Below are 26577 nucleotides of genomic sequence, written 5' to 3' on the forward strand. Positions count from 1 at the left end.
AAACTAAGCTTAAGTCTTAAGAACTAAGCTTCTTGAATAATTTTTTTAAGAGTTTCAACCCAGTCAGGTTCTGCATTTAGACTGTCTACCAAATCCCATCTTTCACCACCAGCTTCATGAAATTCTTCCTTAAATTCTTCACCCACTTCAATTGTAGTTTCCAAACAATCTGCAACAAAGGCCGGTGAATAAGCTAAAACAGATTTTTTCCCGGCTTTGGCCAGATCCTTCAATACCTCATCAGTATAGGGTTGTATCCATGGGTCTTTTCCTAATCGGCTCTGGAAAGTAACAGTAAAATCATCTTTAGATAGTCCCAACTCTTCAGCTATTAATCGTGCCGTTAAGAAGCACTGAGCACGGTAGCAATATTGATTTTTATCATTGTATACTTCACAACAGCTGCCAAGCTTGCAATAATTATCAACAGACCCCTTTCTGATTTGCCTTTCGGGTAAACCATGAAAACTAAATATGACATGGTCATAATTGTGGTTGTCCAAATATTTTTTGCCTAGTCGAGCAAATGTTTTAATAAAGCCTGGCTCTTCCACAAACTTGCTAATAAACTTAATATCAGGGATGAGCTGCCACGTACTTACTATTTCCATCACCTTGTCATGAACTGATCCTGAAGTGGCAGATGCATACTGAGGGAATAGTGGTAATATGATAATACGCTCAACTTTTTGAGATTGCAAATACTCCAGACCTTCTTTAATACTTGGTTCCTGGTAACGCATGGCTAACTTAATGATGTAGCCTTCATCCACTAATTCCTTTTGTAGCATTTCGCTAATATCTTCTCCATAAAACTTTAAAGGCGAACCTCTCTCAACCCATAGTTTTTTATATTCATTAGCAGATTTAGGAGCCCTGAAAGGAGCAATAATCAGGTTTACAAGCATCCAACGAAAAACAAAAGGGATATCAATTACTCGCTTGTCCATCAAAAATTCCCTTAAATATTTTCTTACATCGGAGGTACTTGTGCTATCTGGCGTTCCAAGATTTACCAATAATACGCCAGTCTTATTCTTCGTTTTAATATTGCTCATAGAAGCTGAATAACTTCAGTGTAAAAGATTTGTTACTAAAGATTAAGGTCCTTTTTCTGTTGCGCTAGAGATGCTCTTAATGCAGACTCATTTTTTCGAAGTTTCTCAAGCAGATCATCGTTGAGTTTTTGTAGTTCCTTTTTAGGAAGTTTAGGATTGTCTGAGGTGTTTTCCAAGCCTGCCTTCACTTCCTCCAGACTTTTTAATAAGGACTCTTTCTCTGATTGATAAGTCTCTAATTTGTTTTTAAGCTCAGTAAGATCAGTGGCAAACTTCATTACTCTGTATACCTGTCCATTAGAATCTTTTAAAACAGAATATGCACCATTAATGTGCACTTTCTTTCCTGATTTAGTGATTCTAGTAAACTCACCTGAAATATTTTCTCCACTTCCCAGTCTATTCCAGAACTCTTGATATTCTTCAGTTTGAGCATATTCAGGTGTCACAAAAATTCTGTGATGTTTGCCCTTAATTTCTTCCAGGCTATTGTATTCAAAAAGTTTTAAAAACGAATCATCAGCATTTAAGATGTAACCTTTTGGATCGAACTCAATAAAACACATTCTGCTGTTTTCAATTGCTTCAAGGCGCTGCTTGTTTTCTCTTTGCGACCTTTCCATTTCTTCTTGAGTTGCTTGTAGCTCCTCCATGTTTTGGCGCATTTCCTCTTCTTGGGCTCGCATTTCTTCAGTCATTTGCTGAGACTCTTCAAGCAGGTTTGTGGTTCGTTCATTTATTTTCACAGATTGAATTGAAGAGGCTATGTTTTCGCCAACGTTCTCTATAAAATCTCGAGTGTGTTCATCAAAGTCTTTAAAGCTACCTAATTCAATCACTCCAAAAACTTGTCCATTAACTATCAGTGGTAAAATAAATATGGCATTTGGAGTTGCTTTACCAAGTCCGGATGTTATGGTAACATAGTTATCCGGAACCTCTCTTAAATAGATACTCTCTTTTTCTAGAAATGCCTGCCCGGCTAAACCTTGGCCCAGGTCTAAGGTTTTTTCTATAAATTTCTTTCTGTCATACGCGTAAGTAGATTTCAGTTTGAGTACTTTATCTCCACCATCTCCCTCTTCAACAATAAAGAGGCTGCCTTGATTAGCTTCTACATAATTTACCAAGAATGTAATTACTTGGTCACTCAGCTCGCTTAAATCATTGGAATGCCTACGAAGCAGGTCTCCTAATTCAGCAAAGCCTTTATTACTCCAGTTTCTTACTCTGGCATCTTCTGATACCTTTTTAAGGCTTTCACGCATTTCGGCTAGTGAATTGCCAATTTCACCCTCATTATTAAAGACTGTGATATCATTATCAAAATTACCTTTACCTACTTCAAGAGCAAATGATTTTACATCAGCAAGATTTTGAGAAAGTATATCAATTTCTTCCAGTACGGCATCTAACTCATCACCTGTTTCTTTTCGTTTATGAGGGATATTGCCAGCACTTAATGTGTTTACTTCTCCTTTTAAGACACCTACACTTTGATTGATTTTTCTTAACACAAAACGGAATAGTAAAAAGCATAGTAGAATAGATCCGATTACAATGATTGACTCAACAACTATAAATTGTGCCCGCTCAGCAAATATTTTATCACGAATTTCAAGACTCTCATCATAAAAGTTGGTGTATAAGGTGCTTACTATTAGGTTAACTTGATTAGAGAGTTCTACTAATCCGTCATTATATAGGCTGCCATTGTCTGGTGCTTGTGCGGAAGCATCTGAGATGGCACTATTTATCCAAGTCTGTAAGTTATCAACCCCAATAATAGTATCACCTGAAAGAGCGCTGTAGTTGTAAAGGTTGATGTTTACTGCACCTCCTCCAAAAGAGGCTGAGCTGGCTATTTCTTCTTGCTTATTCTTTATTCTGCTTAACAGTCTATTAAGCTTCTCAAATTCTATAAAATTTTCAGGGTTAACCCAATCAACTTTTAAGGCATCAACCGAGTCACGTGCAGCATCAATTTCCTTTTCCCAGATTGATGAAATTTGGTCTCTGAATTCTTCATCACCTGTTAATAAGTAAGTTTGTAGAATTGAGTTACTATGGCGTACCCCACTATTAATTTCTAGCAAATATAACCTGGATGGTTGCTTAACTTCTAGCACCTCGAAACCATACAACATAATTTGGCCTATCTGCATTAGTGTTATGGCTACCACAATTACCAAGAGAAGTGCCATGGATCCATAGCCTAAAATGAGTCTGTTTCTTATCGAACGGAAATTAATTCCTGCCATAGTTTTAAAATTAGATTGACTGCCCTGGTTTTAAATCATGCCCCTTAAAAACCACATACCCACTCATACCCACTCATACCCACTCAATTTACGCTTTGCTTTAACATTTAAAAAGTATAAACATAAATTTCATACAAGGGGTTAGCTGGACAATAAACTTAAAAAAGTTTTATCAATTATTTAAGTCTAATTTGAATGTAGACTACCTATGAAGAATAAAAAATCACTTGTTTGGTTTAGAAATAATTTAAGACTCGCTGATAATGAAGCACTGTATGAAGCGTCATCCAACTCTGAGCAGCTCATAATGGTGTATATTCTTGATGCTCGACATTGGCAAGAATCACCTATTAAACTGAGAACAAGTAGCGATAAAAAACTTACTTTTCTTTGGGATAGTATCATGGCGCTGAAGAAGTCAGTTGAAGCAAAAGGCGGAAGTTTACTTTTAAAGAAAGGTAATACGGAAGAAGTCATAGCTGAATTATTCGATGAGTACAATTTTGATGCGGTATATACAACAATTGAGTCTGGCGTATATGAGGAGAGAGAATTAGAGAATGTAGAAAATTACCTCATTAAGAAAGGAGTAAGCACTTACACCTTTGCTGAAACCACTCTCTACCATCCTGATGACATCCCCTGGCCTATTAACAAATTACCAGCTGTTTTCACCCAGTTCAGAAAAGAGAATGAAAAGCAGACGCCTATCAGGGCGCTAATTAATGCACCGGAGGATCTTAGCCATGCAGTAGGAGAAAAGCTTACGTACAAACCTCATGATTTTAATATTTCAATAGATTATCCACCTGAAAAATCGGTCTTAAATTTCAAGGGAGGCGAGCAAGAGGCACTAAATCGGCTAAATTATTACTTCTGGGAAACAGACCTTGTTCAAACTTATAAAAAGACTAGAAACGGACTTTTAGGAGGTGATTATTCAGCTAAATTTTCACCCTATCTGGCATTGGGTTGTATATCACCAAGAACCATATATTTTGAGCTTAAAAAGTATGAAAAAGAAAGAAAGTCAAATCAGTCCACTTATTGGATATTCTTTGAATTAGCTTGGAGAGATTACTTCCATTTTATTATGAAGAAACATGGGAATCAACTTTTTTCAGCTCAGGGGATAAAAGAAGAGGGCTATGAATGGAGCCATTCCGAAAAGGATTTTCAGAAATGGAGTGAAGGGAAAACAGGAGTTCCTTTTGTTGATGCAAACATGAGGGAACTTAATGAAACGGGCTTTATGAGTAACCGAGGCCGACAAAATGTTGCTAGTTTTTTAACGCATGATTTAAACATTGATTGGCGTTGGGGAGCATGGTATTTTGAGCGTCAGCTATTAGATTACGATGTGGCAAGTAATTGGGGGAATTGGGCTTATGTGGCAGGTGTAGGAAACGACCCACGAGAGAATAGGTATTTTAATATTTTAAGTCAGGCTAAGAAATACGATCCTAAAGGAGAATATATAAAATATTGGTTGCCTTCCCTATCTGGTATAGAGGGCTTTAATGCACATAAAGTGGGCCTACTTAATGGAGAAATAAGAGAAACTCATAAAGAAATTGATGCTGTCTTTTTTGAACCAATGATTGACATGAAGAAGTGGGATTACTAATTCATAAATCCACAAATATTCGATAAGCAGTACATCAGCACTTGTTTTATATTATTCTTTCTATTTTTGTGTAAATCACTATCAAATCAATCATTATGAGACAAAAAATTGTTGCAGGTAATTGGAAAATGAATAAAACACTTGTTGAGGCCCAAAGCCTAACATCTGAAATTGCCAATATGGCTGAAGATGAGGCTCCGGGTGATGTGCAAATTATTCTTGCCCCACCTTATCCTTTTTTATATGCGGTTCAGAATTTGGTGCCTGAGTTAGGTACAATCCAATTTGCTGCACAAAACTGTCATCAGGAAGAGTCAGGAGCTTACACTGGGGAAGTGTCTGCACAAATGATCAAATCATTAGGTGCGGCTTATGTTATTTTAGGACATAGTGAAAGAAGGGAGCAGGCTGCTGAAACCAATGAACTGCTTGCTGCTAAAGTTAATATAGCTTTAGATAATAACTTAAAAGTGATTTTTTGCTGCGGTGAATCTTTAGATATAAGAGAAGCAGATAAACAAAATGAGTTTGTCACTAATCAATTAACAGAAAGTTTATTTCACCTTGATGAAGAAGCTTTCAAGCAAATCATTATTGCTTATGAGCCAATATGGGCAATAGGAACTGGTAAAACAGCTTCATCAGATCAGGCACAGGATATGCATGCCGAGATAAGAAAGCATATTGCCGGAAAATATGGAGAAACTATAGCCAATAGCACTTCAATACTTTATGGTGGAAGCTGTAAGCCAAGTAATGCTGAAGAACTTTTTAGCCAAAAGGATGTAGATGGTGGTTTAATTGGAGGAGCTTCTTTAAAGTCGCGCGACTTCATGGACATTATTAAGTCATTTTAATGAGCTACCAGGCACTTGACTTAAATTGCTCAGAAGAATTTGTAGACATCCTTATCGCTGAGATGGCGGAATTAGGGTTTTCTACTTTTGAAGAAAAAGATGAGAACAAAGGATTTATAGCCTATACTGATGAAGGTTTAAAAGTACCCGAAACTAAAATTCAGATGGTTTTAGATAAGTATGGCATTAGTGAAAGTGTTAGTTTCAGTCTTTCATCTGTAGAAAAGGAAAACTGGAATGCTGATTGGGAAAAGAACTACGATCCCATCATCATTGCTGATAAAGTTTTAGTGAGGGCATCTTTTCATGAACCAAAACCGGAATTACCTTACGAAATTATAGTAACACCGAAAATGTCATTCGGCACCGGTCATCATGAAACTACACATCAGCTGGTGGAAATGATGCTTTCACTAGATATGAAAAATAAGCAAGTGCTAGATGCAGGCTGTGGAACAGGCATTTTGGGTATATTTGCTGCGATACTTGGTGCTGAAAAGGTAGCAGCTTACGATATTGATGAATGGGCTGTGGAGAATAGCATCGAGAATTTTGGTTTAAATAAAATTGAGCAAAGCCAATTCAAAGTTTGGCAAGGAGATGCAAGTACTATTTCTTCTGATAAGTATGATATAATATTGGCCAATATTAATCGTAATATCTTATTGGAAGATTTTATGCATTTCCAGCAACATATGAGGCCTGGTAGCTATTTACTGCTAAGCGGCTTTTATGAGGCTGATATTCAAGACCTTTTAACAGAAGCGGGCAAATATTCGTTGAAAGAAGAAAGCAGAAGCTTGAGAAATAAATGGGCAGCTTTGTGCCTGCAAAAATCTGAATGAAGAAAAGTTTAATTTTTATATCAATTCTCTTACTTAGTTCTTGGCAACTTGTTGCACAGGAAGCAGATGATACTGAGGCCCAAGTGGCAGTTGATTTTCCTACAAGGGTGCAAAATGATCTTAATGAGATTAAATCTGAAAAAACAGATGGAGTTGGTATCTTCTTCAAAAGCTTTTGGCAAACAGAAAACACTTACTCTTCCGATGTAAAAATACGGATTGAGGCACTTTACGATTCCATGGAGCTTCGGAATTACAATGTCAGAGATTACAAACTTCCCTTTATTAGTACGCTTTCCGGAGCTGCGGCAAACCTTCTTGACCCTTCAGCTGCAATAATTACTTTTTTAGATGTAGTTGAAAAAGGCTTAGAAAGACTGGAAGAAAGGAAGCTGCAGCAAATGCTTAAAAATGCTGAGCGAATATTAGAGAAGAAGGCACTTTATTATTCAAAATACTACCAATTAACCTTTGATAAGGGGACGGTCTCTTTTAAGTGGATTGAGGGGGCAACAGCTACAGCCTTACCTACCGAAAGTACTGAGCAAGCTGATGAGGATAAAACTGAAGACGATACCTGGGGTAATTCATCCGATAATAGTTGGGATTCTTCCGAAGATGATTGGGGTTCCTCATCAGACGATGCCTGGGGTGATGATAACTCTTCATGGAATGACTCAGATACAAAAGAGAAGACAGTAGAAGAAAAAACCGAGACAGCAGCACCTATTTATAAAACACCACTTCCTGAATTATCAGGACCGGTTGTAGAGTTAAAGAATATTAATCTTCGCTTTTCAAAAAATAATGATTCTCTTAAAATAATCAATTCTGGCGGAACGCTTGAACTGATAGGTAATACTTTTGTAGCTACTAAAGGCAAATTAACCTGGGAGCATTTAGGAATACCTGCCAATGAGCTTTATGCGGATTTAGAAGACTTTGCACTCGAAGTAAATGAGTCTCAATTTACTGCTGAAGGGGCTACGCTAAATTATCCTGCAAAAATTGGTGTGCCGGTTAAAGGTCTGTTAGAATTTAGAGCTGAATCCTTAAGAAAAAATCAAGCTGCACGCTTTCCACTTTTTCAATCTTACGAATCAGGTTTCGATTTAAACTTTGTGGAAAAATCAGGCCTTTACTTGAAGGGCGGTGTTACGCTTAGAGGTACAACACTTACTACTGCGTCTTTAAATAATGAGTTTAGTTATTTGGATGTTCAAGGCGAGGCGGCAAAGAAATTTAGAGCACAGTCTCGTGAGTTCATTTATAAAGATTCAGTATTTTCTGCAGACGTAAGTAGGATTTCAATCTATCAAAGAAGAGATAGCATTTTTCATCCGGGTGTAAGTCTAAAATATAATGTAAGCGAAAATAAGTTGGTGTTATTGAAAGGTAAGGGTGGCTTTAAAAAGACTCCGTTTCATGCGTCATACTTTAATATAGATTTTGAAGCGGATAAAATTGAGTGGCCTTTAGATTCCGCTGAGTTAGATATATCAATTTTAATTGCCGGTAATAGGGTGCCAGCAAAATTTGAATCCACAGAGTACTTTAATGAATACCGTTATAGCAGCCTATCAGGTATTATGAATTTCCATCCGCTACAAATGGTTGTGAATTTCAGTAAGAAACAGCAGTCCGATGTACTATACCTTAACGAGATAGAAGAAGCTACCAAAATTCCACGGAAGAGTTTAAACGGAGCCATGAAGCTGCTTATGGAAAATGGCTTTATTATTTATGATGATGTGAGCGGAAGAATTGAATTGCTTGATAAATCATACCACTATGTTAATTCAAATTGGGGTCGAAAGGATTATGATAATGTTCAGATAAGTTCCATATCATCGGGTGCGCCAAATGGAAAATTAAATCTTGATAAAGGCACCATGGCTATTAGTGGCGTTAGTGAATTTGAAATCAATGAAAAACTTGGCGTAAGGGTTGAACCTGATAGCGGACGTGTGATCTTAAAAAAGGATAGAGATGTAGAATTTAACGGAACTGTTTTTGCAGGTAATTATGAATACGTAGGTGAAGGTTTTAACATGGATTATGATAGTTTCTTGATATCCATGCCGCAAATTGATAAGATTAAATTCAACCTTGCGAAAGACAGAAACAAATCCACTCAAACAGATAAGCAAAAACTACAGAATCAGTTGGTTGAAACGGCAGGAGTTCTTTACATTAATAAACCTAATAATAAATCTGCCAGAAAGGATTACCCATCTTACCCGATCTTTAATGCTACCAAAGGTGCTACCGTATACTTTTTAGGGGAAGAAATACTCGGTGGTGTTTATGACAAAAGCCTTTACTTTCTAATACCACCTTTTGAGATTGACTCAGTAAGTAGTAGTGATCCAAACTCTATTGCCTTTGAAGGCGAATTTCATTCCGGAGGTATATTTCCAACTTTTAGTGAAAAATTGAGAGTAATGCCTGATAAGTCATTAGGTTTTGATCACCCTCTGCCTCCAGAGGGTATCGATTTGTTAGATGGTGCAGCAAAATTTTATGGTAGCGTTAAGCTAGATAATAAAGGTTTGAGAGGAGGTAAAAAGATTGAATACCTAAGTACAACCTTGTTTTCAGATAACATTACATTCTTTAAAGATTCCATCAAAGCTCCCGGAGATTCGGCCTTTATAATACCTGGAGATGTAGAAGGTGCCAGCTTTCCTGATGTAACTGTTACAGATTTTGATTTGCGCTGGCTTACCCTGAAGGATAGTTTGTATATGAGCAATAAGTCCACCCCTTTTGATTTATATCAGAATACAGCCAGCTTAAATGGATCAGCTATTGTATCGAAAAGAGGTTTGTACGGTCGTGGTGAACTTAATACGAGAGGATCACAAACTAAGTCAGAGAAATTCACCTTTAAAGAGTTTAACTATTCCGCGCGACATGCGGAATTCAGCATCGAATCTTCTGATACCATTCCAGCACTCGCTGGTGAAGATGTTCGTTTATCATTTGATCTGGAAGATAATGTGGCTGTAATTGCTCCTGAAATTGAAGGTGATGCAGCTATTAATTTTCCATATGCCGCCTATAAAACATCTATACCATCTGCAGAATGGATACTCGATGAAAAGCGGGTGGTCATGAAAAAGCCTAACAATATTGATATAAGAAACTCCTATTTCTATTCTACCAATCCGGAGCAGGATTCACTGGTATTTAATGCAACTGGCGCCAATTATGATATTGTAGATCAGTCTTTAATTATATCAGGAATTCCATACATACAGGTTGCTGATGCCCGAATTACGCCAAGTGGTGGTGAGGTTATAGTTGGTGAAAATGGTAAAGTGAATAAACTTTACAATGCAACATTAACGCTTGATACGCTGACATCATATCACAATTTATACGATGCGGAGATAGAAATACTTTCAAGAAGTAAGTTTGAAGGTAGTGCCACATACAGGTATGTCAATTCAATTGGAGATACATTTTCTATTGAAATGGGTGCTTTCACGCTTGAACAAATTCCTGATGCACCAAAAGGAGGTAAGCAGCTAAGAACGGTATCATCAGGGGAAATATCACCAGAAGATAGGATGATCATCAGCCCAGGTATGTTCTACAAAGGCAAAGTTACCATGTATGCTGATAAACCTGCACTTAGTCTGGATGGCTATATACAACTGGATTTGAAGAACATTCCTAATTACGATACCTGGATAAAGTATGAAAATGACGGTTCTGCAAAAGAGGTAGTGTTCGACTTTAACGAAGCGGTTACAGAAATGGGTAACCCTTTGCAGGCAGGTTTACATTTTGACAATATTACTAATGAGCTATATGCCACCTTTATTACGGATAAAAGAGCCGTTGAGGATGAGGACTTCTTTCGTCCGAATGGGATGTTAAAGTTTAATGCAACCAAAAACCAATTTGTCATTGAAAACCCTTCGAAGACTGCCGGAACTTCATATGCTGGTAAATATTTTGCCTATAACGAAGAAAATCAAAAAATCCAGTTTGAAGGACCATTACAATTTATGCAGGGGAGAGATGAGGCCGAATTTAAAAGTGCAGGTACAGGTTCAGGCGATTTAGTTGAACAGGAGTTTACTTTCAATGTAATGCTTACTACAGAGTATGATTTGCCTAACGGATTTACCGAAATAATAGGTACAGATATGCTAGAAGTGGTGCAGCGTTTGGGTATTCCTGAAGCCACTAAAGATTTGGATAGGCTACTACCAAAACTAGCAGAAATAGCTGGCGATAATGTTGCTAAGCGCTATGAGGAACTAATTTTTCAGGAATATATTCCGCTACACAGTCTGTCATCTAAGCTTACTAAAACACTCAACCTTACTAATCTGGATCTGAAATGGTCTAACGACTACTCATCATGGTATAGTTTGGGAAAAATTGGCCTTTCGAATACTGGTGCTACAGATATTAATGCTAACATTGATGGCTTTACAGAAATCACTAAAAGCGAGGAGGGTGAATCGATCAAAATATTTCTTCAGGTATCTCCTTCTTGCTGGTACTATTTTCATTATCAGCAGGATAGGCTCATATTCTTCTCTTCTAATAAAGAAGCCAATGAGTTAATTAATAAAAAATCAAAGGCTGCAAAAGCGAAGTTTGGAGAGTTTGTGTTTCTAACCGGAGACATTGATGAAACTATTAAGTTTGTGGAAGATTACAGGAGAAGGTATTACGATATTGATGCTCCTTATTATTTAGAAATGGCTAAAGATGCCTCGGAAGCAGGCCCTATATCATCTGGCTCAAACCCTAACCCACAACCAACTGAGCCCGTTAACCCGGCAGCAGATGATGACGATGATGGATTTTAAATTTTAATAAATATAGACTTACAACAATATATGATTACCAAAGAACAAACCAGCCAATATTTACAAGACAATAAACAACGCTTTTTAGATGAGCTTTTTGACCTATTAAGAATCCCTAGTGTTAGTGCTGACAAAAAGTTTAAGACAGATGTACTAAAAGCTGCTGACTTTCTGAAAACCAAATTTGAGGCAGCTGGTGCTGAGAATGTTGAAGTTTGCGAAACAGCCGGTAACCCAATTGTTTATGCTGATAAAATAATTGATCCTTCATTACCTACCGTGTTGGTGTATGGTCATTATGATGTACAACCAGCAGACCCATATGAACTTTGGGAATCAGAGCCTTTTAATCCTGTAATAAAGAATGGTAAAATTGTAGCCAGAGGTTCAGCAGATGATAAGGGTCAGATGTATATTCATGTTAAAGCCTTTGAAATGATGATGCAAAATGGTGGCGTGCCTTGCAACGTTAAATTCATGATTGAAGGCGAAGAGGAAGTTGGATCAGAAAGTTTGGAAACATACATCAAGGAAAACACTGAAAAGCTTAAGGCTGATATTATTGTCATTTCAGATACTTCCATGATTGCTAATGAACATCCTTCAATGGCTGTCAGCTTGAAAGGATTGAGCTATCTTGAAGTTGAAATAACAGGCCCTAACCGTGACTTACACTCTGGTGTATACGGAGGAGCAGTTGCCAACCCTATTAATGTGCTTTGTAGAATGATAGCATCTCTTCAGGATGAAAATAAGAAGATAACTGTCCCTGGCTTTTATGATAAAGTGGTTGAGCTAACCAATGAAGAGCGCAAGAAAATGAATCTGGCACCTTTCAGCTTAGATGATTTCAAAAGCGATTTAGCGATTGATGATGTAGAAGGCGAAGCAGGATATAATACTTTAGAACGCCAAGGAATTAGACCTACTTTAGATGTTAACGGTATTTGGGGTGGTTACACTGGTGAAGGAGCTAAAACGGTTTTACCATCAAAGGCTTATGCCAAAATATCTATGCGTCTTGTGCCTGATCAAAACCACAGAGAAATCACCGAGCTATTCAAAAAGCATTTTGAAGACATTGCTCCGGATAGCGTGAAAGTTGATGTAAAACCACATCATGGAGCTACTCCAGTAGTGAGCTCAACAGATTCTGATGCTTATAGAGCAGCTGAAGATGCTTTTGAAAAGGTTTGGGGTAAAAGACCTATTCCTACAAGAGAAGGAGGAAGTATTCCTATTGTTGCACTATTCAAAGAGGTATTGAAGCTTGATAGTATCTTAATGGGTTTTGGCTTAAACTCTGATGCTATCCACTCTCCGAATGAGAGCTTTGGTGTGGAGAATTACCTTAAAGGAATTGAGACTGTAGCATTATTTCATCAAAGGTTTGCTGAAACAGCTAAGAAGTAATTAGTCCAGTTATCCTAATTAAAAAAGCCAGTTAGATTTAAATCTAACTGGCTTTTTTAATTTCCTTATTTCTGAGTTCTTCATTATTGTTGAATAACGAACGATGTTACTCCTAGTGTTTCCAGCACCATCCAGATAACAAATAATAGGTAGAGTGCAAGAAGCACCATTCCCTCCCATCTCAACAGATGTAAATTAGTTCTAAGGAATATAAATAGCACTATTGTTATCAACCCTAAGAAAAGCATCAATGGCGCTGCCACAGTGAAGTTAACAACAGCCGTACCTGCAATAAGTACTCCCACTGGAACAGCCACGAGCAAATCAAAAATATTGCTTCCTAATACATTGCCTAAACTAACAGATCCTTGAAACTTACGGGCAATCTTTATACTTACAACAGCATCAGGAATACTTGTGGCACCTGCCACTATGGTAACACCCCATATGAAGTCAGGCACATTAAAGAATTCACCTAAGAAAATGGCTCCACTTACTAAGCCTTCAACACTACCAATAATTAAGACCAGACTTATAGTTAGCTTGAACCATTCTTTACCTACTTTAATTTTATCTTTCTCTACGCCTAGAATTTCTTTGCGCTCTAAATTTCTACGGAAATCCCTTGTCTCCATACTTTGAATAAAGAGGTAGAGGCCATAGAATGCTATAGGGATGATAGCTATCCAGCGTGTCATTACACCTGTTTGATAAGCTTCAGTACCTACTTCCACAGTTGGGAAATAAATGACTGCTAAGGCGAAGGCAATCATTAGAATACAAACTGAAATAATATAATACTGCGCATCCTTATAGATGAGCATGATGTCTGTAGGCATCTTTTTAACAATTACCCCCGATATTCCGGGTATCACCAGAATATTAAAAATAGCTGAACCTACTATGGCAGAAACACCTAAATCAAATTTACCATGAATGGAGGTTGATAATACAGTAGCTGCCAGTTCAGGAAAACTGGAACCTATGGCTGCAATAATAGTACCTTGCACCAAAGGAGGTAATTCATAATATTCGGCCAATTTTTCAGAAGACTCTTCTAAAAGGCTGCCACCTTTCCAAACAATCCAGGAACAGGCAACTATTATGGCCAGATACATGAGTAATTCTATCATATAATTATGTTAAGCTTTACGCGTAAGTAGACATCAATAGACTCAACTACGGCATAATATACAAAAATGGATTTTAAATTAAATAAAGCGAACGTTATTAAACTACGCCTTGAGCCTTCATAGCTTCGGCCACTTTCAAGAAACCATGAATATTGGCCGCTTCCATGTAGTTATGATCACTCAGTTCATAGGTTTCAACCGTTTCAAGGCAGTCATCATGAATACGCTTCATAATGCCTTTTAACTTTTCGTCAACTTCTTCACGAGTCCAATAAACGCCCATTCTGTTTTGAGTCATTTCAAGCCCTGATACACCCACGCCTCCAGCATTAGAAGCTTTTCCTGGTGAATACAAAACTTTAGACTCCTGAAGTACATCTATGGCTTCAGCTGTACATGGCATATTTGCACCTTCCGCTAGCAAAATGATTTTGTTATCAGTTAAGTGCTTAGCATCTTTTTCGTTGATTTCATTCTGAGTAGCACAAGGAAATACACACTCAGCCTTTGTTTGCCATAAAGGGTTGAAGTCATCATCACTGTTTACCTCTGTGTATTCGGCATTGGAGTATTTTTCAGTATACTCAGAAATTCTACCACGTGATACATTTTTGATATGCTTGATGTGCTCTAACTTTTCTTCATCAATACCATCCTCATCGTAAATGAAACCACCAGAATCAGAAACTGTAACAGGCTTGGCACCTAGTTGTATAAGTTTTTCTAAAGTAAACTGTGCTACATTTCCGGCACCGGAAACTATACAGCTTTTACCTTTAATTTCTTTATCAACGCTTTTAAGCATGTTTTCGGCAAAATAGACTAAACCGTAACCTGTAGCTTCAGGTCTTATGGCACTTCCTCCCCATTTTGGACCTTTACCAGTAAGTACTCCGGTAAAATCATTTTGCAATTTTTTGTAGGCACCAAACATATAGCCAATTTCTCGGCTACCAACCCCTATATCTCCGGCAGGCACATCTGTGAAATGACCAATGTGACGAAAAAGCTCTGACATAAATGCCTGGCAAAAACGCATGATTTCGTTGTCTGATTTACCTTTTGGATTAAAATCAGATCCCCCTTTGCCACCGCCTAATGGCAACCCAGTTAAGGCATTTTTGAAGATTTGCTCAAAAGCCAAAAATTTAAGGATGCTTTGGTTAACCGATGGGTGAAAACGTAGCCCACCTTTATAAGGACCTAGCGCACTATTCATTTGTACTCGAAATCCCCTATTTACTTGGACATTGCCCTCGTCATCTAGCCAATTAACACGGAATGAGATGAGTCTTTCCGGTTCGGCCATACGTTCAAGAATACGCAGTTGATGATATTCGGGATGTTTTTTGAGTACTTTACTAACTGAAGAAATTACTTCCTCGACCGCTTGTAGAAACTCTGGTTCATTTGGGTTTCTGTCCTTAATACGCTCGATTAATTCGTTTTCTGACATCTGGATTCATTTTAAGGTTTACTGTAAAAGTACAGATTTTTTTAAATGTTTTTCAGCTAAACTTCTTGATAATCAAGATTAAGTTCTTTCAACAAAAAAGTAGACTTATAGTTACGTAAATTCAATATTTGAACCTGGGTAAGATGTCAGCACCAAATACAAAATGGATAGAGGTAGTTTCGGAATGGTTGGATACTAAGTTTACAATTCCTGGTACAAAAATTAAGTTTGGGCTTGATCCTTTATTTAGTATTGTGCCAGCTGCTGGGGATTTGGTGACTTACATTGTCAGCCTGGTAATTATTTACACGATAAAAAGAAATGGTGCTTCTGGCGAATTGTTGATGCGTATGTTAATCAATTCTTCAATAGATGTGATTTTTGGCTCCATACCGGTTCTGGGAACCATCTTCGATGTTTACTACCGCTCCAATGAGAAAAACCTTAAATTACTTAAAGTTTATTATGAAGAGGGTAAATACCAAGGTAGTGGAAAATTTTTACTAGCATTGGTGTTGCTTGTGGTTTTAGCGATATTGGTAGGCTTAGTTTACCTCACAATACTGGTTCTAAATGAGACAGTAGAATTTCTTGAACCACTACTTTAGTTTTTTTGGAAGTTCACCACCTTCTTTCTCCCATTTTTGAGTTAGGCCCTTGCGAGTAAATATTTTAACTGTTGCGCTTACCAAGGCTAAGCTAAATGCAAAAGTGAAAACCTCTAATGTATTATTATGTTGTGAGGCTAAATTCTCAGGAGCAGGCTTTTTCGTAGTTTTTTCATATGTCTTTTTAATAGCTTCTTTTACTATCCAACTAGCGCCAAATACCAATGCAGTTTCTAAAATGGAGTAATTCTTACTTGTTAATTTATTCTTTTTGCTCATAGCTGGTTAATCAAATATTTATACTTCTGTATCTGGATTTAACGAACATAAAAAAGCCGTATGTGAAAAGGCCAGCAGCAATTACAGCTAACACAATAGTGCCGAATTCATTTTGTACAAATTGAAAAGCGTCTTTTGTTCCTCCGGCAGAATTGGAGTTTGCCGTAAATGCAGCAACAAAAGTGAGGTATGAAATAACCAAAATAACCAATCCACGTGCTGTATATCCCACATAGCCTGATTTTAATACAAAATTTTCGGTTTTACTATCAAGCTCAGCAGCCTGAACCTTATCTTTAAAATTTCCGGAATACGCTCTATATAATTGATATATGGCTTTCCCTAGAAATGCAGCACCAACAATTCCTACAAGAATTTGACCATAAGGTTTGCTTAAAAGTGTACTTACTACTGATTCGTTTCCACCTTCGCCACCTGAGCCACTATTTCCCATAAAAGTATATTTAATGGCTGTTACAGCAAGAATTCCATAAAAAATTCCTGATACAGAATAACCTAATCTATTAAATATGCCTTTTAAGTCATCTCCTTTATCTTCAGGATCAGCGATGGCCTGATAAAATCTCCAAAATACAAAGCCTATCAAGCCTAGTGCAGTTAGTCCTAATAATATTTGACCAAATGGCTGTGCGGAAAGTGTTTCTAGTACACCAGACTTACCAGTTTTCTTACCACCAGAGCCTATTGCGGCCATTACCGTCAAAGCTCCTATTAAGCAATAAACAAAACCTTTGGTAGCAATTCCAAAGCGAGCGATTTTTTCCTTTTTATCACTCATGCCTTATTTACTTAAAACCCAGAATGCGTGAATAATACCTGGTAAGCCTCCTAATAACGTCCAAAGAATGTTCCAAAAGAAGGCTGCAGAGACGCCTTTTTCTAATACTACTGCAACAGGTGGAAGAAAAATAGCTAAAATAATTTGTAAGATGCTCATATTAAAAAGTTTTAGAATTGATACTATGAGTAACCTACACTTGTATTAATTGTTTAGGTATTTGAGAAGCCTTACACAATTTTAAGCTTTAAAAAATCAGCAGTATGGTTTTCCTCTAATTTAACCATATCCTCTGGTAAGCCTTCAAAAACCACCTTACCGCCATTAACACCACCTTCAGGACCTAAATCAATAATCCAATCAGCTGTTTTAATTACTTCCATATTATGTTCAATGATAATTACCGAGTTACCCTCTTCAATGAGCGCATTGATGGATTCCATTAATTTTTTAATGTCATGAAAATGCAAGCCTGTTGTAGGCTCATCAAAAATAAAGAGGTTATGATCGTTTTTGATGCTTCCTCCCTTGCCCAGGTAACTCGCTAACTTAACACGCTGTGCCTCACCACCACTTAATGAATTAGAAGACTGACCCAGGGTAATGTAGCCTAAGCCCACGTCAAAAAGTGGTTTCAGCTTATTGATGATAGGAGTCTGATCTTCAAAGAATTCTAAACCTTCTTCAACTGTTAAATCTAAAATCTCAGCAATGTTTTTATCCTTATAGGTGATGTCAAGAATTTCATTTTTGAAGCGCTTACCTCCACAACTTTCACAAGTAAGTTCAATATCGGCCATGAACTGCATTTCAATTTTCTGAATGCCCTCGCCTTGACACATGTCGCATCGGCCACCATCTACATTAAAAGAAAAATGTGCCGGTTTGTAGCCGCGCTGTTTGGCTAAGGTTTGATCTGCAAAAAGGGAGCGGATAGCATCATAAGCTTTTACATAAGTAACAGGATTTGAGCGCGATGATTTTCCAATAGGATTTTGATCAACAAACTCAATAGACTTAACACTTCGGTAGTCACCTTCTAGTTTGTCCATTTTACCAGTGCTTTCAGTAGCACCTTGTCCTATTATTTTAGCTAATGATGGATAAAGTATTTTCTTAATCAAGGTAGATTTACCCGATCCACTTACACCAGTAACCACTGTTAATACTCCCAATGGAATATCTAATGAAGGAATTTTCAGGTTATTCTCTTTAGCGCCAATTACTCTTACTGCATTTTTCCATTTCCTTCTATTCTTAGGCACAGCCACTTCTTGGCTGCCATTCAGGAAATGTGCTGTGTGCGTATTGTCAGCAGATTTTAAGTCATCCAAATTACCTTGAAAAACAAGCTTTCCTCCATGAGCGCCCGCATCTGGCCCAATATCAATAATTTGATCGGCCTCAAGCATTACTTCCTCTTCATGTTCAACCACGATAACCGTGTTGCCAAGGTCTCTTAAGGTTTTTAACACATTAACTAAACGCTTTGTGTCTCTCGGATGAAGCCCAATGGATGGCTCATCGAGGATGTACATAGAACCAACCAAAGCACTGCCAAGCGAAGTTGCTAATTTGATTCGCTGAAACTCGCCACCTGAAAGGGTTGAAGTAAGTCTATTTAAGGTGAGGTAGCTAAGTCCTACTTCTAGTAAATATTCAAGGCGGCTGACAATTTCTTTTAATATTCTATTGGCTACCTTCTTTTCATGAGGCTGTAATTCAATGGTGTTGAAGAAGTCCAGCAGTTCATCAACGGGTTTTAGCACCAATTCAATGATTGATGCATTATTGATTTTTACGTACCCGGCATCTTTTCTCAATCTAGTGCCTTTGCAATCAGGACAAGTGGTTCGCCCACGATAGCGAGAAAGCATGACCCTATACTGTATTTTATGGCTTTTCGATTGAAGGTGTTTGAAGAAATCATTCAGACCCTTGAAATACTTATTACCTTTCCAAAGAAGTTCTATGTGTTCAGGATCTAATTCTTCTATAGGTCTGTGAATAGGAAAGTCGAATTCAATGCCATGCTTTAAAAGCGGTTGAGCCCACTTTTTCATGGTTTCACCTTTCCAGGGAGCAATAGCCCCTTCATAAACCGAAAGACTTTTATCAGGAATAACCAGGTCTTCATCGATGCCTAAAACCTTACCAAATCCTTCACAGGTTCGGCAGGCTCCATACGGATTGTTAAAGCTGAAAAGGTTTACGCTGGGCTCTTCGAAAAGCATTCCATCTTTTTCGAATCTATCATTAAAACTAACTTTCTCATCTCTGACAAAATCAATTGAACATTCGCCATGCCCTTCAAAGAAAGCAGTCTGAATAGAGTCAGCAATTCTGAATTGATTATCCTCATCATCTTTTTTAACAGTTGTTCTGTCAATTAAGATTTCTATATTTTTCTTTTCAAAATTCTTGGCATCTGGAATGGTATCTTCAATAAACATTACCTCACCATCTGCCAAAATTCTGGTATAACCTTTACTTAAAAGTAATTCTAATTCCTTTTTAAGTGTCCTCCCATCTTGTATAATCAAAGGAGAAAGAATCATCAGTTTAGTATCCTCATCTTTACTGTGGATATAATCAGAGATGCTACTGACGGTATCTCTTTTTACGGGCTCATTACTAATCGGAGAATATGTTACACCCACCCTGGCGAAAAGCAATTTGAGGTAATCATAGATCTCAGTTGTAGTGCCAACGGTAGAGCGAGGATTACGAGTATTTACTTTTTGCTCGATAGCAATAGCAGGAGCAACACCTTTAATGTAATCTACCTCAGGTTTTTCCATCCTACCCAGGAATTGCCGAGCATAAGAACTCAGACTTTCAACATACATGCGCTGTCCTTCAGCAAACAATGTGTCAAAAGCTAAGGAAGATTTACCTGATCCCGACAAGCCAGTAACGACTACAAGCTTATTTCTGGGAATGGCAACACTGAGGTTTTTCAGGTTATTAACCTTGGCGCCTTTTATAATTATATATTTTTTAGGGTCTAATTTGTCAAAATCAGACACCGGAATTGCAAGTTCTGCTGTTTTCATAAGCTACAAAGATAAAAACACTAACATACTTCAGTAGCATTTGTTGATTTAAGAGTTAAAAGTTCATCGTTGATCCTTAAAGAAAGATTTCTTTTCAGATATTTTGCTATACTTTAAGAGTCAGAGTATTAACTTGTAAATTGATTATTTTATATCTAATAAACTGTTTTCTAAAAGCCAGTAGATTCTCATGAAGGTAGAAGAAATTCCCTGGTACGATTTTGTAAATTTTGGCTTTGCAGGAGCCATGTTACTTGTATTTGTGTATGCTTTGAGTGTATACTTCTACGATAGCAAAGCCATTTATTTATATTATGCCATTTATATATTCACTGTAGGTTTATATCTCTTTTCTAGATCAACACTTATTTACGTAAATATTATTCAGGATATAGAATTCTTTTTCCCTAGAATAACTAAGTTATTGACTCACACTTTTCAATATGTAGCTCATTTTGCTGCTCTACAATTCGGCATTTTATTCCTCAATGCTAAAAAAGATTATCCAAAGTTTTATCGCGCGGCCTATTATACCAGAATACTATTTCTTGTTGCAATAGCGCTATCTTTAATCAATATAATCACCTACAATAACTCACAATTTTATTATTGGTTAATCAATATTGAAAGACTGATAGGCACAGTGATGGCTATCTATTTTCAAGTAACTGTACTAAAAAACAGCAAAAATAAATTAGCAGTTTTTTATGTGATTGGTTCCATTGTTTTTTTAATAGGAGCTATAATTTCTGTTTTTGCCTTGAATGTGGTATACATGCGCATAGGAACCCTTATTGAGATTATTATTTTCACTCTTGGTTTGGCATACAGGTCTAAAATTATTCAAGATGAAAGGAACTTGTTTCGCGAGCGGATGATGTCAGAAACTTATGAAAAAGAAAAATTATTGGAGCAATACAATGAAGATCTTAAAAAGCAAGTACTTCAAAGAAGTGAAGCGCTTTTAAAAGAACAGCAAACCGTTGAAGAAGAAAAGCAGAAAGTGATGCGGCTATCTTTAGAAAAAGAGGTAGACCAAATGAAAATGAAAGCATTGAGGGCACAAATGAAACCACATTTCCTTTTCAATGCGCTTAATGCTATCAGGGCCATGATAATAAAAGAGAATCCCCATCAGGCTTATGACTATCTCACAGATTTTTCCCGATTGGTGAGATATATATTAGAGAGTAGCGAGCATAATTATGTGTCCTTAGCGGAAGAGTTAAAGATGATCGATATCTACGTTCGCATTGAACAAATGCGAGGCTCTGAGAATTTTGTTTTTGAAAAGAACATAGATAGTGACATTAACTTAAGTCAAGTAGAGATACCTCCTTTAATATTTCAGCCGTTTTTAGAAAACTCAATTGTGCATGCTTTTGACCAATCAACCCCTGAACAACTACTTGAACTGAACATTAATCAGGTAGAAGACCAGCTAAAAGTTGTAGTAATTGATAATGGTAAAGGACGATCAATGGAAAAAACCGCGGTAATTCATGAAGGAAAGAATAAGTCGATGGCTACTGATTTAACACGCCAAAGATTGGAGCTATTAAATTTTCAGAAATCCAGTCTGCAAATAATTGATTTAAAAGATGATTATGATAAACCTTCTGGAACACAAGTAATTTTGAACTTACCAATTATTATAAATGGAAAGAAAATTAAAAGTACTATTAGTTGATGATGAGCAGCATTGTCTAGACACTTTGCGTTTCGATCTCGAAAGGCACTGTAATAATCAGCTAACTATCATTGGCGAAGTTCAGAATGTGATAGCTGCTACTGCTCAGATCAATAAGTCTCATCCTGATATTATTTTTTTAGACATTGATTTGCCAGGAATGAATGGCCTTGAATTTCTTGAAAGCATTGGTGATATAGATGCCAAAATAGTATTCACAACCGCCCATAGTAAATATGCTATACCTGCGTATAAATTTAAAGCGGAAGCCTTTTTATTGAAGCCTATCAATTCAGAAGAACTTACTGAAGTTGTTAGTAAGCTTTACCAATCAATTAATGAAGCAGAGAGTATATTCTCAAAAGAAAAATTAGCGGTTAATGACCTGCATGGAACAACCTTTATTCCTTATAATGAAATCATCTCGTGTGAATCTAATGATAATTACTGTATTATTCGCTTATTAAACGGTGAGTCAAAAACGGTTAGCAAGACCTTGAAATATGTGGAACAGGCTATTCATGAAAAATCTTTTCTAAGAGTTCATCAGTCTTACTTAGTCAATAGTAAACACATAAAAAAATACCTTAAAAGAGACGGAGGAACCTTAGAGATGTCTGGTGGAAAAATGATACCCGTATCAAAAAGCTACAGAGAAAAGGTTCATAAGTATTTAAACCTGTAACTGCTTACTCATTACAACTGACCATTTACTCATTCTAGTGGTTTATCTACTATTTGCTACTTGAAATGTAGTAGTCTTATAGTTAATATTGTTCTTTGTAAAGAAAAAATATTACTTTTTTAATTTAAAAAGAAGAGAAAAACTACTAACTATTATGAAACAGATTACTAAAATTTTAATGCTGATGCTATTCGTAGGTGTCATATTTAGTTGCGATGATACAGACGATTCAGATGACATGGATGGAAACAACACGGCTCCTACTGCTGATGCAGGAGATGATATTACCATAACCTTAGGAGAAACAGTAACATTAGATGGAGGAAACTCATCAGATGATGATAATGATCCATTAAGTTATTCATGGGAATTAACAAGTCAACCATCTGGAAGTTCTGTCTCCATAGATAATAATGAAAATGTGCAGGTACAATTTATCCCTGATGTTGCAGGTAGTTATACTGCAACCTTAACAGTTTCGGACGATGATGATTCTGACGATAGCGATGACGAAACCAGCAAAGAGGATACAGACGAGGTGCTTATTACAGTTGAAGAACCAGAGCAACAAACTGTTATTATTGATTCTGATGTAACGGAAGACACTGTTTGGGAAGATATTTATGATGATGAAACACCTGATTATAGAGTTACCAATAGTATCAGTGTAGAAGCTGCGTTAACCATTAATCCTGGTGTTATAGTTGAGTTTGATGAGGACGTAAATTTCTTTATAGCTGCGGAAGGAACGCTTATATCTGAGGGTGATACAGGCAATAAGATTATTATGACCTCAAGCAATGAAGAAGGAGAAGTGCTTTGGAAAGGTATTGAAATAGTTTCCACATTATCAAATAATTCAATTTCCAATACGGAGATTAAATATGCAGGAGGAGCAGAATATACAAGTTTTGCGGATTTTGTTGATGTGCCGGCAGCAATCGCAATTCATTCTAATGGTAGATTAAACCTTAACAATTCTTTGATTTCTGAAAGTGGAGGCTATGGAATGTATGTCCGCTTCGGAGAGTTGCTGTCTTTTAGTGAGAATTCATTTGAAAATAATAGCAATGCTGGTTTGGGTGTTAATTTAACAGAAGCTGTCAAAATTGATGGAGCCACAACCTTCACAAACAATCAACATGCGGTAGAAATATATGGTTCGGGTATTACTGAATCAAGTGAAACTACACTCTCAAAACTAGATGGCACATCAGCATACTACGTTTCAGGAAACCTTTCAATTGAATCAGTATTTAATATTGAGGCAGGTGCATTCTTAGAAATGGCTGAAGATGTAAGCATCTTTGTTGATCCTGCTGGTACCTTTAAAGCAATAGGAAGTTCAGATAGTAGAATTTCATTTAATAGTGCTAATCCTTCTGGAGGAATATTATGGAAAGGAATTGAAATTACTTCAACAAGCTCACAAAATGAGATTTCTTATGCTGATATTGACAATGCTGGTGGTGATGATTATACCAGTTTTGCCGATTTTGTAGATGTTCCTGCATCTATAGCTATTCGTAGCAATGGAGAATTAAACCTTACCAATTCTACTATTAGCAATAGTGGTGGCTATGGTATGTATATTCGTTATGGTGTTTTAAATTCATTTGAAAACAATACTTTTAGTGATAATACTTTAGCTGGAATAGGTCTGGATTTACAGCAGGCAACCATGATAGATAACGCCTCTACTTTCACAGCTAATGATAAGGCCGTAGAAATATATGGTTCAACTATAGATGAGTCAGGCGAATTTACTCTTTCTTTTTTAAGTAATTCTTCTGCTTATTATGTTTCTGGAAGCTTAGATGTTGCAACTTTCTTAAATATTGAAGAAGGCACTAAGTTAAACATGGCTGAAGATGTCAATATTTTAGTAAGTGCGAATGGTGTTTTACGCGCTACCGGTTCTGAGTCAAATAAAATTGAATTCAATAGCATCAATCCTTCATCGGGAATATTATGGAAAGGTATTGAGTTCACTAGTACAAGTGTGCAAAATGAGCTAACCCACTGTATAATTACTAATGCTGGTAATTCGAATTATACTAGTTTTTCAGATTTTGTAGATGTAAAAGCTGGGATAGCTATTAGAAACGATGCTAAACTAAAACTTAATAATACGGAAGTTTCAAATAGTGGAGGGTATGGTGTATATGTAAGATACGGTGAGTTTGAAAGCTTCCAAGCCAATACATTTAGTGAAAATACCAGAGCTCATGTAGGCTTACCGGCCAATGAAGCATCAAGTATAGATGAGGCAACGACTTTCAGTGGAGACTCATATGCTATTGAAGTATACGGAAATATTAGCGATGAAAGCACATGGGTAAATTTAAATGGTACTGCACGTTATAATGTCGTTGCAGATGTCACCATAAACAATGGGTTAACCTTAAATCCTGGAGTCCAAATAGATTTTGATGAGGATTTAGACTTTGATGTTCGAAGTGCTGGTTATCTTAATGCTGAAGGTACTTCTGGAGACCCAATTTTATTTACATCTTCTAATGAAGCAGGTGAAATTGCTTGGGGTGGTTTAAAGTTTTACACTTCAGATGCGCGTAATGTGTTAGATTTTGTGACCGTTAATTTAGCAGGAGGTAATGAGACAACTGATTTAGATAATTTCATAGATGAGAAAACGTCAATTGCCGGAAATGGTAATGCTCGATTAACTTTAACTAACTCGACTATTTCAAATGGAGAGGGCTTTGGCGTGTATTTTCAAGGAACAATCAATGATATAGAAGCTGGAGCAGCTAACAACACATTTACTAATAATACATCTGGAAATGTATTTTAAAATGTAAAATACTACCTCACTCTAAACAAGTGTGGAGTAGTATTTTCTTCTACAACCGTAAAGCCATCAGTTTTTTTACTGGTGGCTTTTATTATTTTAGGAAGTCTCGTTAAATTACTAATTTCTCAATGTTTGTTAAATCGCCCCAAACGCCCCTTTTTCAATTTTATTTTATCCATTCCAACCTTTTTGGCATTAATGTTGTCAATAGAAAATAAAGCGAAAATTTGTTTTGCAGTTGTTGTCAAAATAAATACTTTCGGATTTACAATTTATATATAACCTCAAAAATTCAACGCTATAAGGATAGACTTCTACCAAACTAAATAGGTGTTTTAAGATGAAAAATCAGAAAACTAAACTGGATGACAGCCAATTGGTGCACCAGTATATTAATGGTAACGAAGTAGCGTTTGAAGAATTAGTAACTCGTCACAAGTCAAGAATCTACACTACTATTTTAATGATTGTTAAAGATCGTTACGTAGCTGAAGATTTAATGCAAGAAGTTTTTATCAAAGCTATACGAACTCTCAAATCTGGTCGTTATAATGAGGAAGGTAAATTTTTACCCTGGATTTTAAGAATTGCACATAATTTAGCAATTGATAAATTTAGGAAAAATAAAAGGTACCCTACCATCGTTACTAATGATGGATTCAGCGTGTTCGATACCCTTGAGTTTGCCGAAGGCACATTTGAGGATGCCCAAATGAAGAAAGAAGTGCATAAATCGCTACGTAAACTGATTCAGGAATTACCAGAAGCTCAAAAGCAAGTACTCATTATGAGACACTTTATGGACATGAGTTTTAAAGAAATTGCTGATCAAACCGGAGTGAGCATAAATACGGCATTAGGCAGAATGCGCTACGCCCTCATTAATTTGAGGAAGAAGATGCAACAAACAAATATAGCCTATGACCAAAACTTTTACTCACGATGATTTAATTCGTTATGTGTACAATGAAACCACAAAAGAAGAAAATCATGAAATTAAAGAAGCGATTGCCTGCGATGCTGTTTTGATGGAACAGCTAAGCGAGTTGCAAAAGCTGAAAGAGCAAATGGACGGGAGCATGAAGTCTCCTTCAGAAAAAACCATCAATAACATTTTAGAATATTCAAAAGCTTTTAATTTGCATCCTGTTAAGGATTAG

At 36.7% G+C, this 26577-nt stretch carries 19 protein-coding genes; 11 read left to right on the forward strand and 8 right to left on the reverse strand.

Annotated features, from left to right (window positions below; genetic code table 11):
- Positions 1-23 precede the first annotated feature (23 nt).
- Positions 24-1058 (reverse strand): ferrochelatase, encoded by a 1035-nt coding sequence (gene hemH / locus JKP34_RS02875; protein WP_201917514.1) that lies wholly within the window; start codon positions 1056-1058, stop codon positions 24-26.
- 35 nt (positions 1059-1093) lie between these two features.
- Complete coding sequence (locus JKP34_RS02880) at positions 1094-3319, reverse strand: GAF domain-containing protein (RefSeq protein ID WP_201917516.1); 2226 nt, start codon at positions 3317-3319, stop codon at positions 1094-1096.
- 208 nt (positions 3320-3527) lie between these two features.
- Here JKP34_RS02880 and JKP34_RS02885 point away from each other — a divergent pair, with 208 nt between their 5' ends.
- The 5 genes from JKP34_RS02885 to JKP34_RS02905 all read left to right on the forward strand — a co-directional run bounded on the left by JKP34_RS02885 (position 3528) and on the right by JKP34_RS02905 (position 12896).
- On the forward strand, positions 3528-4946 hold the full coding sequence (locus JKP34_RS02885; protein ID WP_201917518.1) for a DASH family cryptochrome: 1419 nt from the start codon (positions 3528-3530) through the stop codon (positions 4944-4946).
- Between the two features lie 95 nt (positions 4947-5041).
- Complete coding sequence (gene tpiA / locus JKP34_RS02890) at positions 5042-5803, forward strand: triose-phosphate isomerase (RefSeq protein ID WP_201917521.1); 762 nt, start codon at positions 5042-5044, stop codon at positions 5801-5803.
- Positions 5803-6648: a 50S ribosomal protein L11 methyltransferase gene (gene prmA / locus JKP34_RS02895; protein ID WP_201917523.1), complete on the forward strand. Its 846-nt coding sequence runs from the start codon at positions 5803-5805 to the stop codon at positions 6646-6648. Before tpiA ends, prmA begins: the two co-directional genes overlap by 1 nt.
- Positions 6645-11483 carry a hypothetical protein gene (locus JKP34_RS02900; RefSeq protein ID WP_201917525.1) on the forward strand — a complete coding sequence of 1613 codons (4839 nt, stop codon included), beginning with the start codon at positions 6645-6647 and terminating at the stop codon, positions 11481-11483. The genes prmA and JKP34_RS02900 overlap by 4 nt, the downstream gene beginning before the upstream one ends.
- Positions 11484-11513: 30 nt before the next feature.
- A complete protein-coding gene (locus tag JKP34_RS02905; protein WP_201917527.1) occupies positions 11514-12896 on the forward strand; it encodes a dipeptidase in 1383 nt (460 codons plus the stop codon).
- 83 nt (positions 12897-12979) lie between these two features.
- On the opposite strand, the gene JKP34_RS02910 is transcribed toward JKP34_RS02905, so the two are convergent.
- Together JKP34_RS02910 and gdhA are read right to left on the reverse strand one after the other, a co-directional pair.
- Positions 12980-14029, reverse strand: coding sequence for a sodium:calcium antiporter (locus JKP34_RS02910; RefSeq protein ID WP_201917529.1), 1050 nt, complete (start codon positions 14027-14029; stop codon positions 12980-12982).
- Positions 14030-14126: 97 nt separating this feature from the next.
- Positions 14127-15485 (reverse strand): NADP-specific glutamate dehydrogenase, encoded by a 1359-nt coding sequence (gdhA, locus tag JKP34_RS02915; RefSeq protein ID WP_201917531.1) that lies wholly within the window; start codon positions 15483-15485, stop codon positions 14127-14129.
- A 143-nt stretch (positions 15486-15628) separates the two neighbouring features.
- Here gdhA and JKP34_RS02920 point away from each other — a divergent pair, with 143 nt between their 5' ends.
- Positions 15629-16093: a DUF4112 domain-containing protein gene (locus tag JKP34_RS02920; protein WP_201917533.1), complete on the forward strand. Its 465-nt coding sequence runs from the start codon at positions 15629-15631 to the stop codon at positions 16091-16093.
- On the opposite strand, the gene JKP34_RS02925 is transcribed toward JKP34_RS02920, so the two are convergent.
- The 4 genes from JKP34_RS02925 to uvrA all read right to left on the reverse strand — a co-directional run bounded on the left by JKP34_RS02925 (position 16085) and on the right by uvrA (position 20227).
- Positions 16085-16372 (reverse strand): DUF4235 domain-containing protein, encoded by a 288-nt coding sequence (locus JKP34_RS02925; protein WP_201917535.1) that lies wholly within the window; start codon positions 16370-16372, stop codon positions 16085-16087. The two genes, JKP34_RS02920 and JKP34_RS02925, sit on opposite strands and share 9 nt — an antisense overlap.
- 10 nt (positions 16373-16382) lie before the next feature.
- Positions 16383-17171: a DUF1206 domain-containing protein gene (locus JKP34_RS02930; RefSeq protein ID WP_201917537.1), complete on the reverse strand. Its 789-nt coding sequence runs from the start codon at positions 17169-17171 to the stop codon at positions 16383-16385.
- Positions 17172-17174: 3 nt separating this feature from the next.
- The gene (locus JKP34_RS02935; protein WP_201917539.1) at positions 17175-17330 is read right to left on the reverse strand and encodes a YqaE/Pmp3 family membrane protein; all 156 of its coding nucleotides are present in this window, start codon (positions 17328-17330) and stop codon (positions 17175-17177) included.
- A gap of 71 nt (positions 17331-17401) precedes the next feature.
- Positions 17402-20227 carry an excinuclease ABC subunit UvrA gene (gene uvrA, locus JKP34_RS02940; protein ID WP_201917541.1) on the reverse strand — a complete coding sequence of 942 codons (2826 nt, stop codon included), beginning with the start codon at positions 20225-20227 and terminating at the stop codon, positions 17402-17404.
- Between the two features lie 190 nt (positions 20228-20417).
- Between uvrA and JKP34_RS02945 the strand changes: the two genes are divergently transcribed.
- From JKP34_RS02945 to JKP34_RS02965, 5 genes are all read left to right on the forward strand, one after another.
- Positions 20418-21917, forward strand: a complete 1500-nt coding sequence (locus JKP34_RS02945) for a histidine kinase (protein ID WP_201917543.1) — start codon at positions 20418-20420, stop codon at positions 21915-21917.
- Positions 21886-22602, forward strand: a complete 717-nt coding sequence (locus JKP34_RS02950) for a LytR/AlgR family response regulator transcription factor (protein ID WP_201917545.1) — start codon at positions 21886-21888, stop codon at positions 22600-22602. The genes JKP34_RS02945 and JKP34_RS02950 overlap by 32 nt, the downstream gene beginning before the upstream one ends.
- A 154-nt stretch (positions 22603-22756) precedes the next feature.
- Positions 22757-25417: a right-handed parallel beta-helix repeat-containing protein gene (locus tag JKP34_RS02955; RefSeq protein WP_201917547.1), complete on the forward strand. Its 2661-nt coding sequence runs from the start codon at positions 22757-22759 to the stop codon at positions 25415-25417.
- Positions 25418-25757: 340 nt separating this feature from the next.
- Complete coding sequence (locus JKP34_RS02960; protein WP_201917549.1) at positions 25758-26363, forward strand: RNA polymerase sigma factor; 606 nt, start codon at positions 25758-25760, stop codon at positions 26361-26363.
- Complete coding sequence (locus JKP34_RS02965; RefSeq protein WP_201917551.1) at positions 26338-26577, forward strand: anti-sigma factor; 240 nt, start codon at positions 26338-26340, stop codon at positions 26575-26577. Before JKP34_RS02960 ends, JKP34_RS02965 begins: the two co-directional genes overlap by 26 nt.

The sequence above is a fragment of the Marivirga atlantica genome, from assembly GCF_016734805.1.
Classification (GTDB): Bacteria; Bacteroidota; Bacteroidia; order Cytophagales; family Cyclobacteriaceae; genus Marivirga; species Marivirga atlantica.

Coding starts and splice junctions, on each gene's coding strand:
- hemH (WP_201917514.1), bottom strand. CDS start 1,058: ATGAGCAATATTAAAACGAAGAATAAGACTGGCGTATTATTGGTAAAT.
- JKP34_RS02880 (WP_201917516.1), bottom strand. CDS start 3,319: ATGGCAGGAATTAATTTCCGTTCGATAAGAAACAGACTCATTTTAGGC.
- JKP34_RS02885 (WP_201917518.1), top strand. CDS start 3,528: ATGAAGAATAAAAAATCACTTGTTTGGTTTAGAAATAATTTAAGACTC.
- tpiA (WP_201917521.1), top strand. CDS start 5,042: ATGAGACAAAAAATTGTTGCAGGTAATTGGAAAATGAATAAAACACTT.
- prmA (WP_201917523.1), top strand. CDS start 5,803: ATGAGCTACCAGGCACTTGACTTAAATTGCTCAGAAGAATTTGTAGAC.
- JKP34_RS02900 (WP_201917525.1), top strand. CDS start 6,645: ATGAAGAAAAGTTTAATTTTTATATCAATTCTCTTACTTAGTTCTTGG.
- JKP34_RS02905 (WP_201917527.1), top strand. CDS start 11,514: ATGATTACCAAAGAACAAACCAGCCAATATTTACAAGACAATAAACAA.
- JKP34_RS02910 (WP_201917529.1), bottom strand. CDS start 14,029: ATGATAGAATTACTCATGTATCTGGCCATAATAGTTGCCTGTTCCTGG.
- gdhA (WP_201917531.1), bottom strand. CDS start 15,485: ATGTCAGAAAACGAATTAATCGAGCGTATTAAGGACAGAAACCCAAAT.
- JKP34_RS02920 (WP_201917533.1), top strand. CDS start 15,629: ATGTCAGCACCAAATACAAAATGGATAGAGGTAGTTTCGGAATGGTTG.
- JKP34_RS02925 (WP_201917535.1), bottom strand. CDS start 16,372: ATGAGCAAAAAGAATAAATTAACAAGTAAGAATTACTCCATTTTAGAA.
- JKP34_RS02930 (WP_201917537.1), bottom strand. CDS start 17,171: ATGAGTGATAAAAAGGAAAAAATCGCTCGCTTTGGAATTGCTACCAAA.
- JKP34_RS02935 (WP_201917539.1), bottom strand. CDS start 17,330: ATGAGCATCTTACAAATTATTTTAGCTATTTTTCTTCCACCTGTTGCA.
- uvrA (WP_201917541.1), bottom strand. CDS start 20,227: ATGAAAACAGCAGAACTTGCAATTCCGGTGTCTGATTTTGACAAATTA.
- JKP34_RS02945 (WP_201917543.1), top strand. CDS start 20,418: ATGAAGGTAGAAGAAATTCCCTGGTACGATTTTGTAAATTTTGGCTTT.
- JKP34_RS02950 (WP_201917545.1), top strand. CDS start 21,886: ATGGAAAGAAAATTAAAAGTACTATTAGTTGATGATGAGCAGCATTGT.
- JKP34_RS02955 (WP_201917547.1), top strand. CDS start 22,757: ATGAAACAGATTACTAAAATTTTAATGCTGATGCTATTCGTAGGTGTC.
- JKP34_RS02960 (WP_201917549.1), top strand. CDS start 25,758: ATGAAAAATCAGAAAACTAAACTGGATGACAGCCAATTGGTGCACCAG.
- JKP34_RS02965 (WP_201917551.1), top strand. CDS start 26,338: ATGACCAAAACTTTTACTCACGATGATTTAATTCGTTATGTGTACAAT.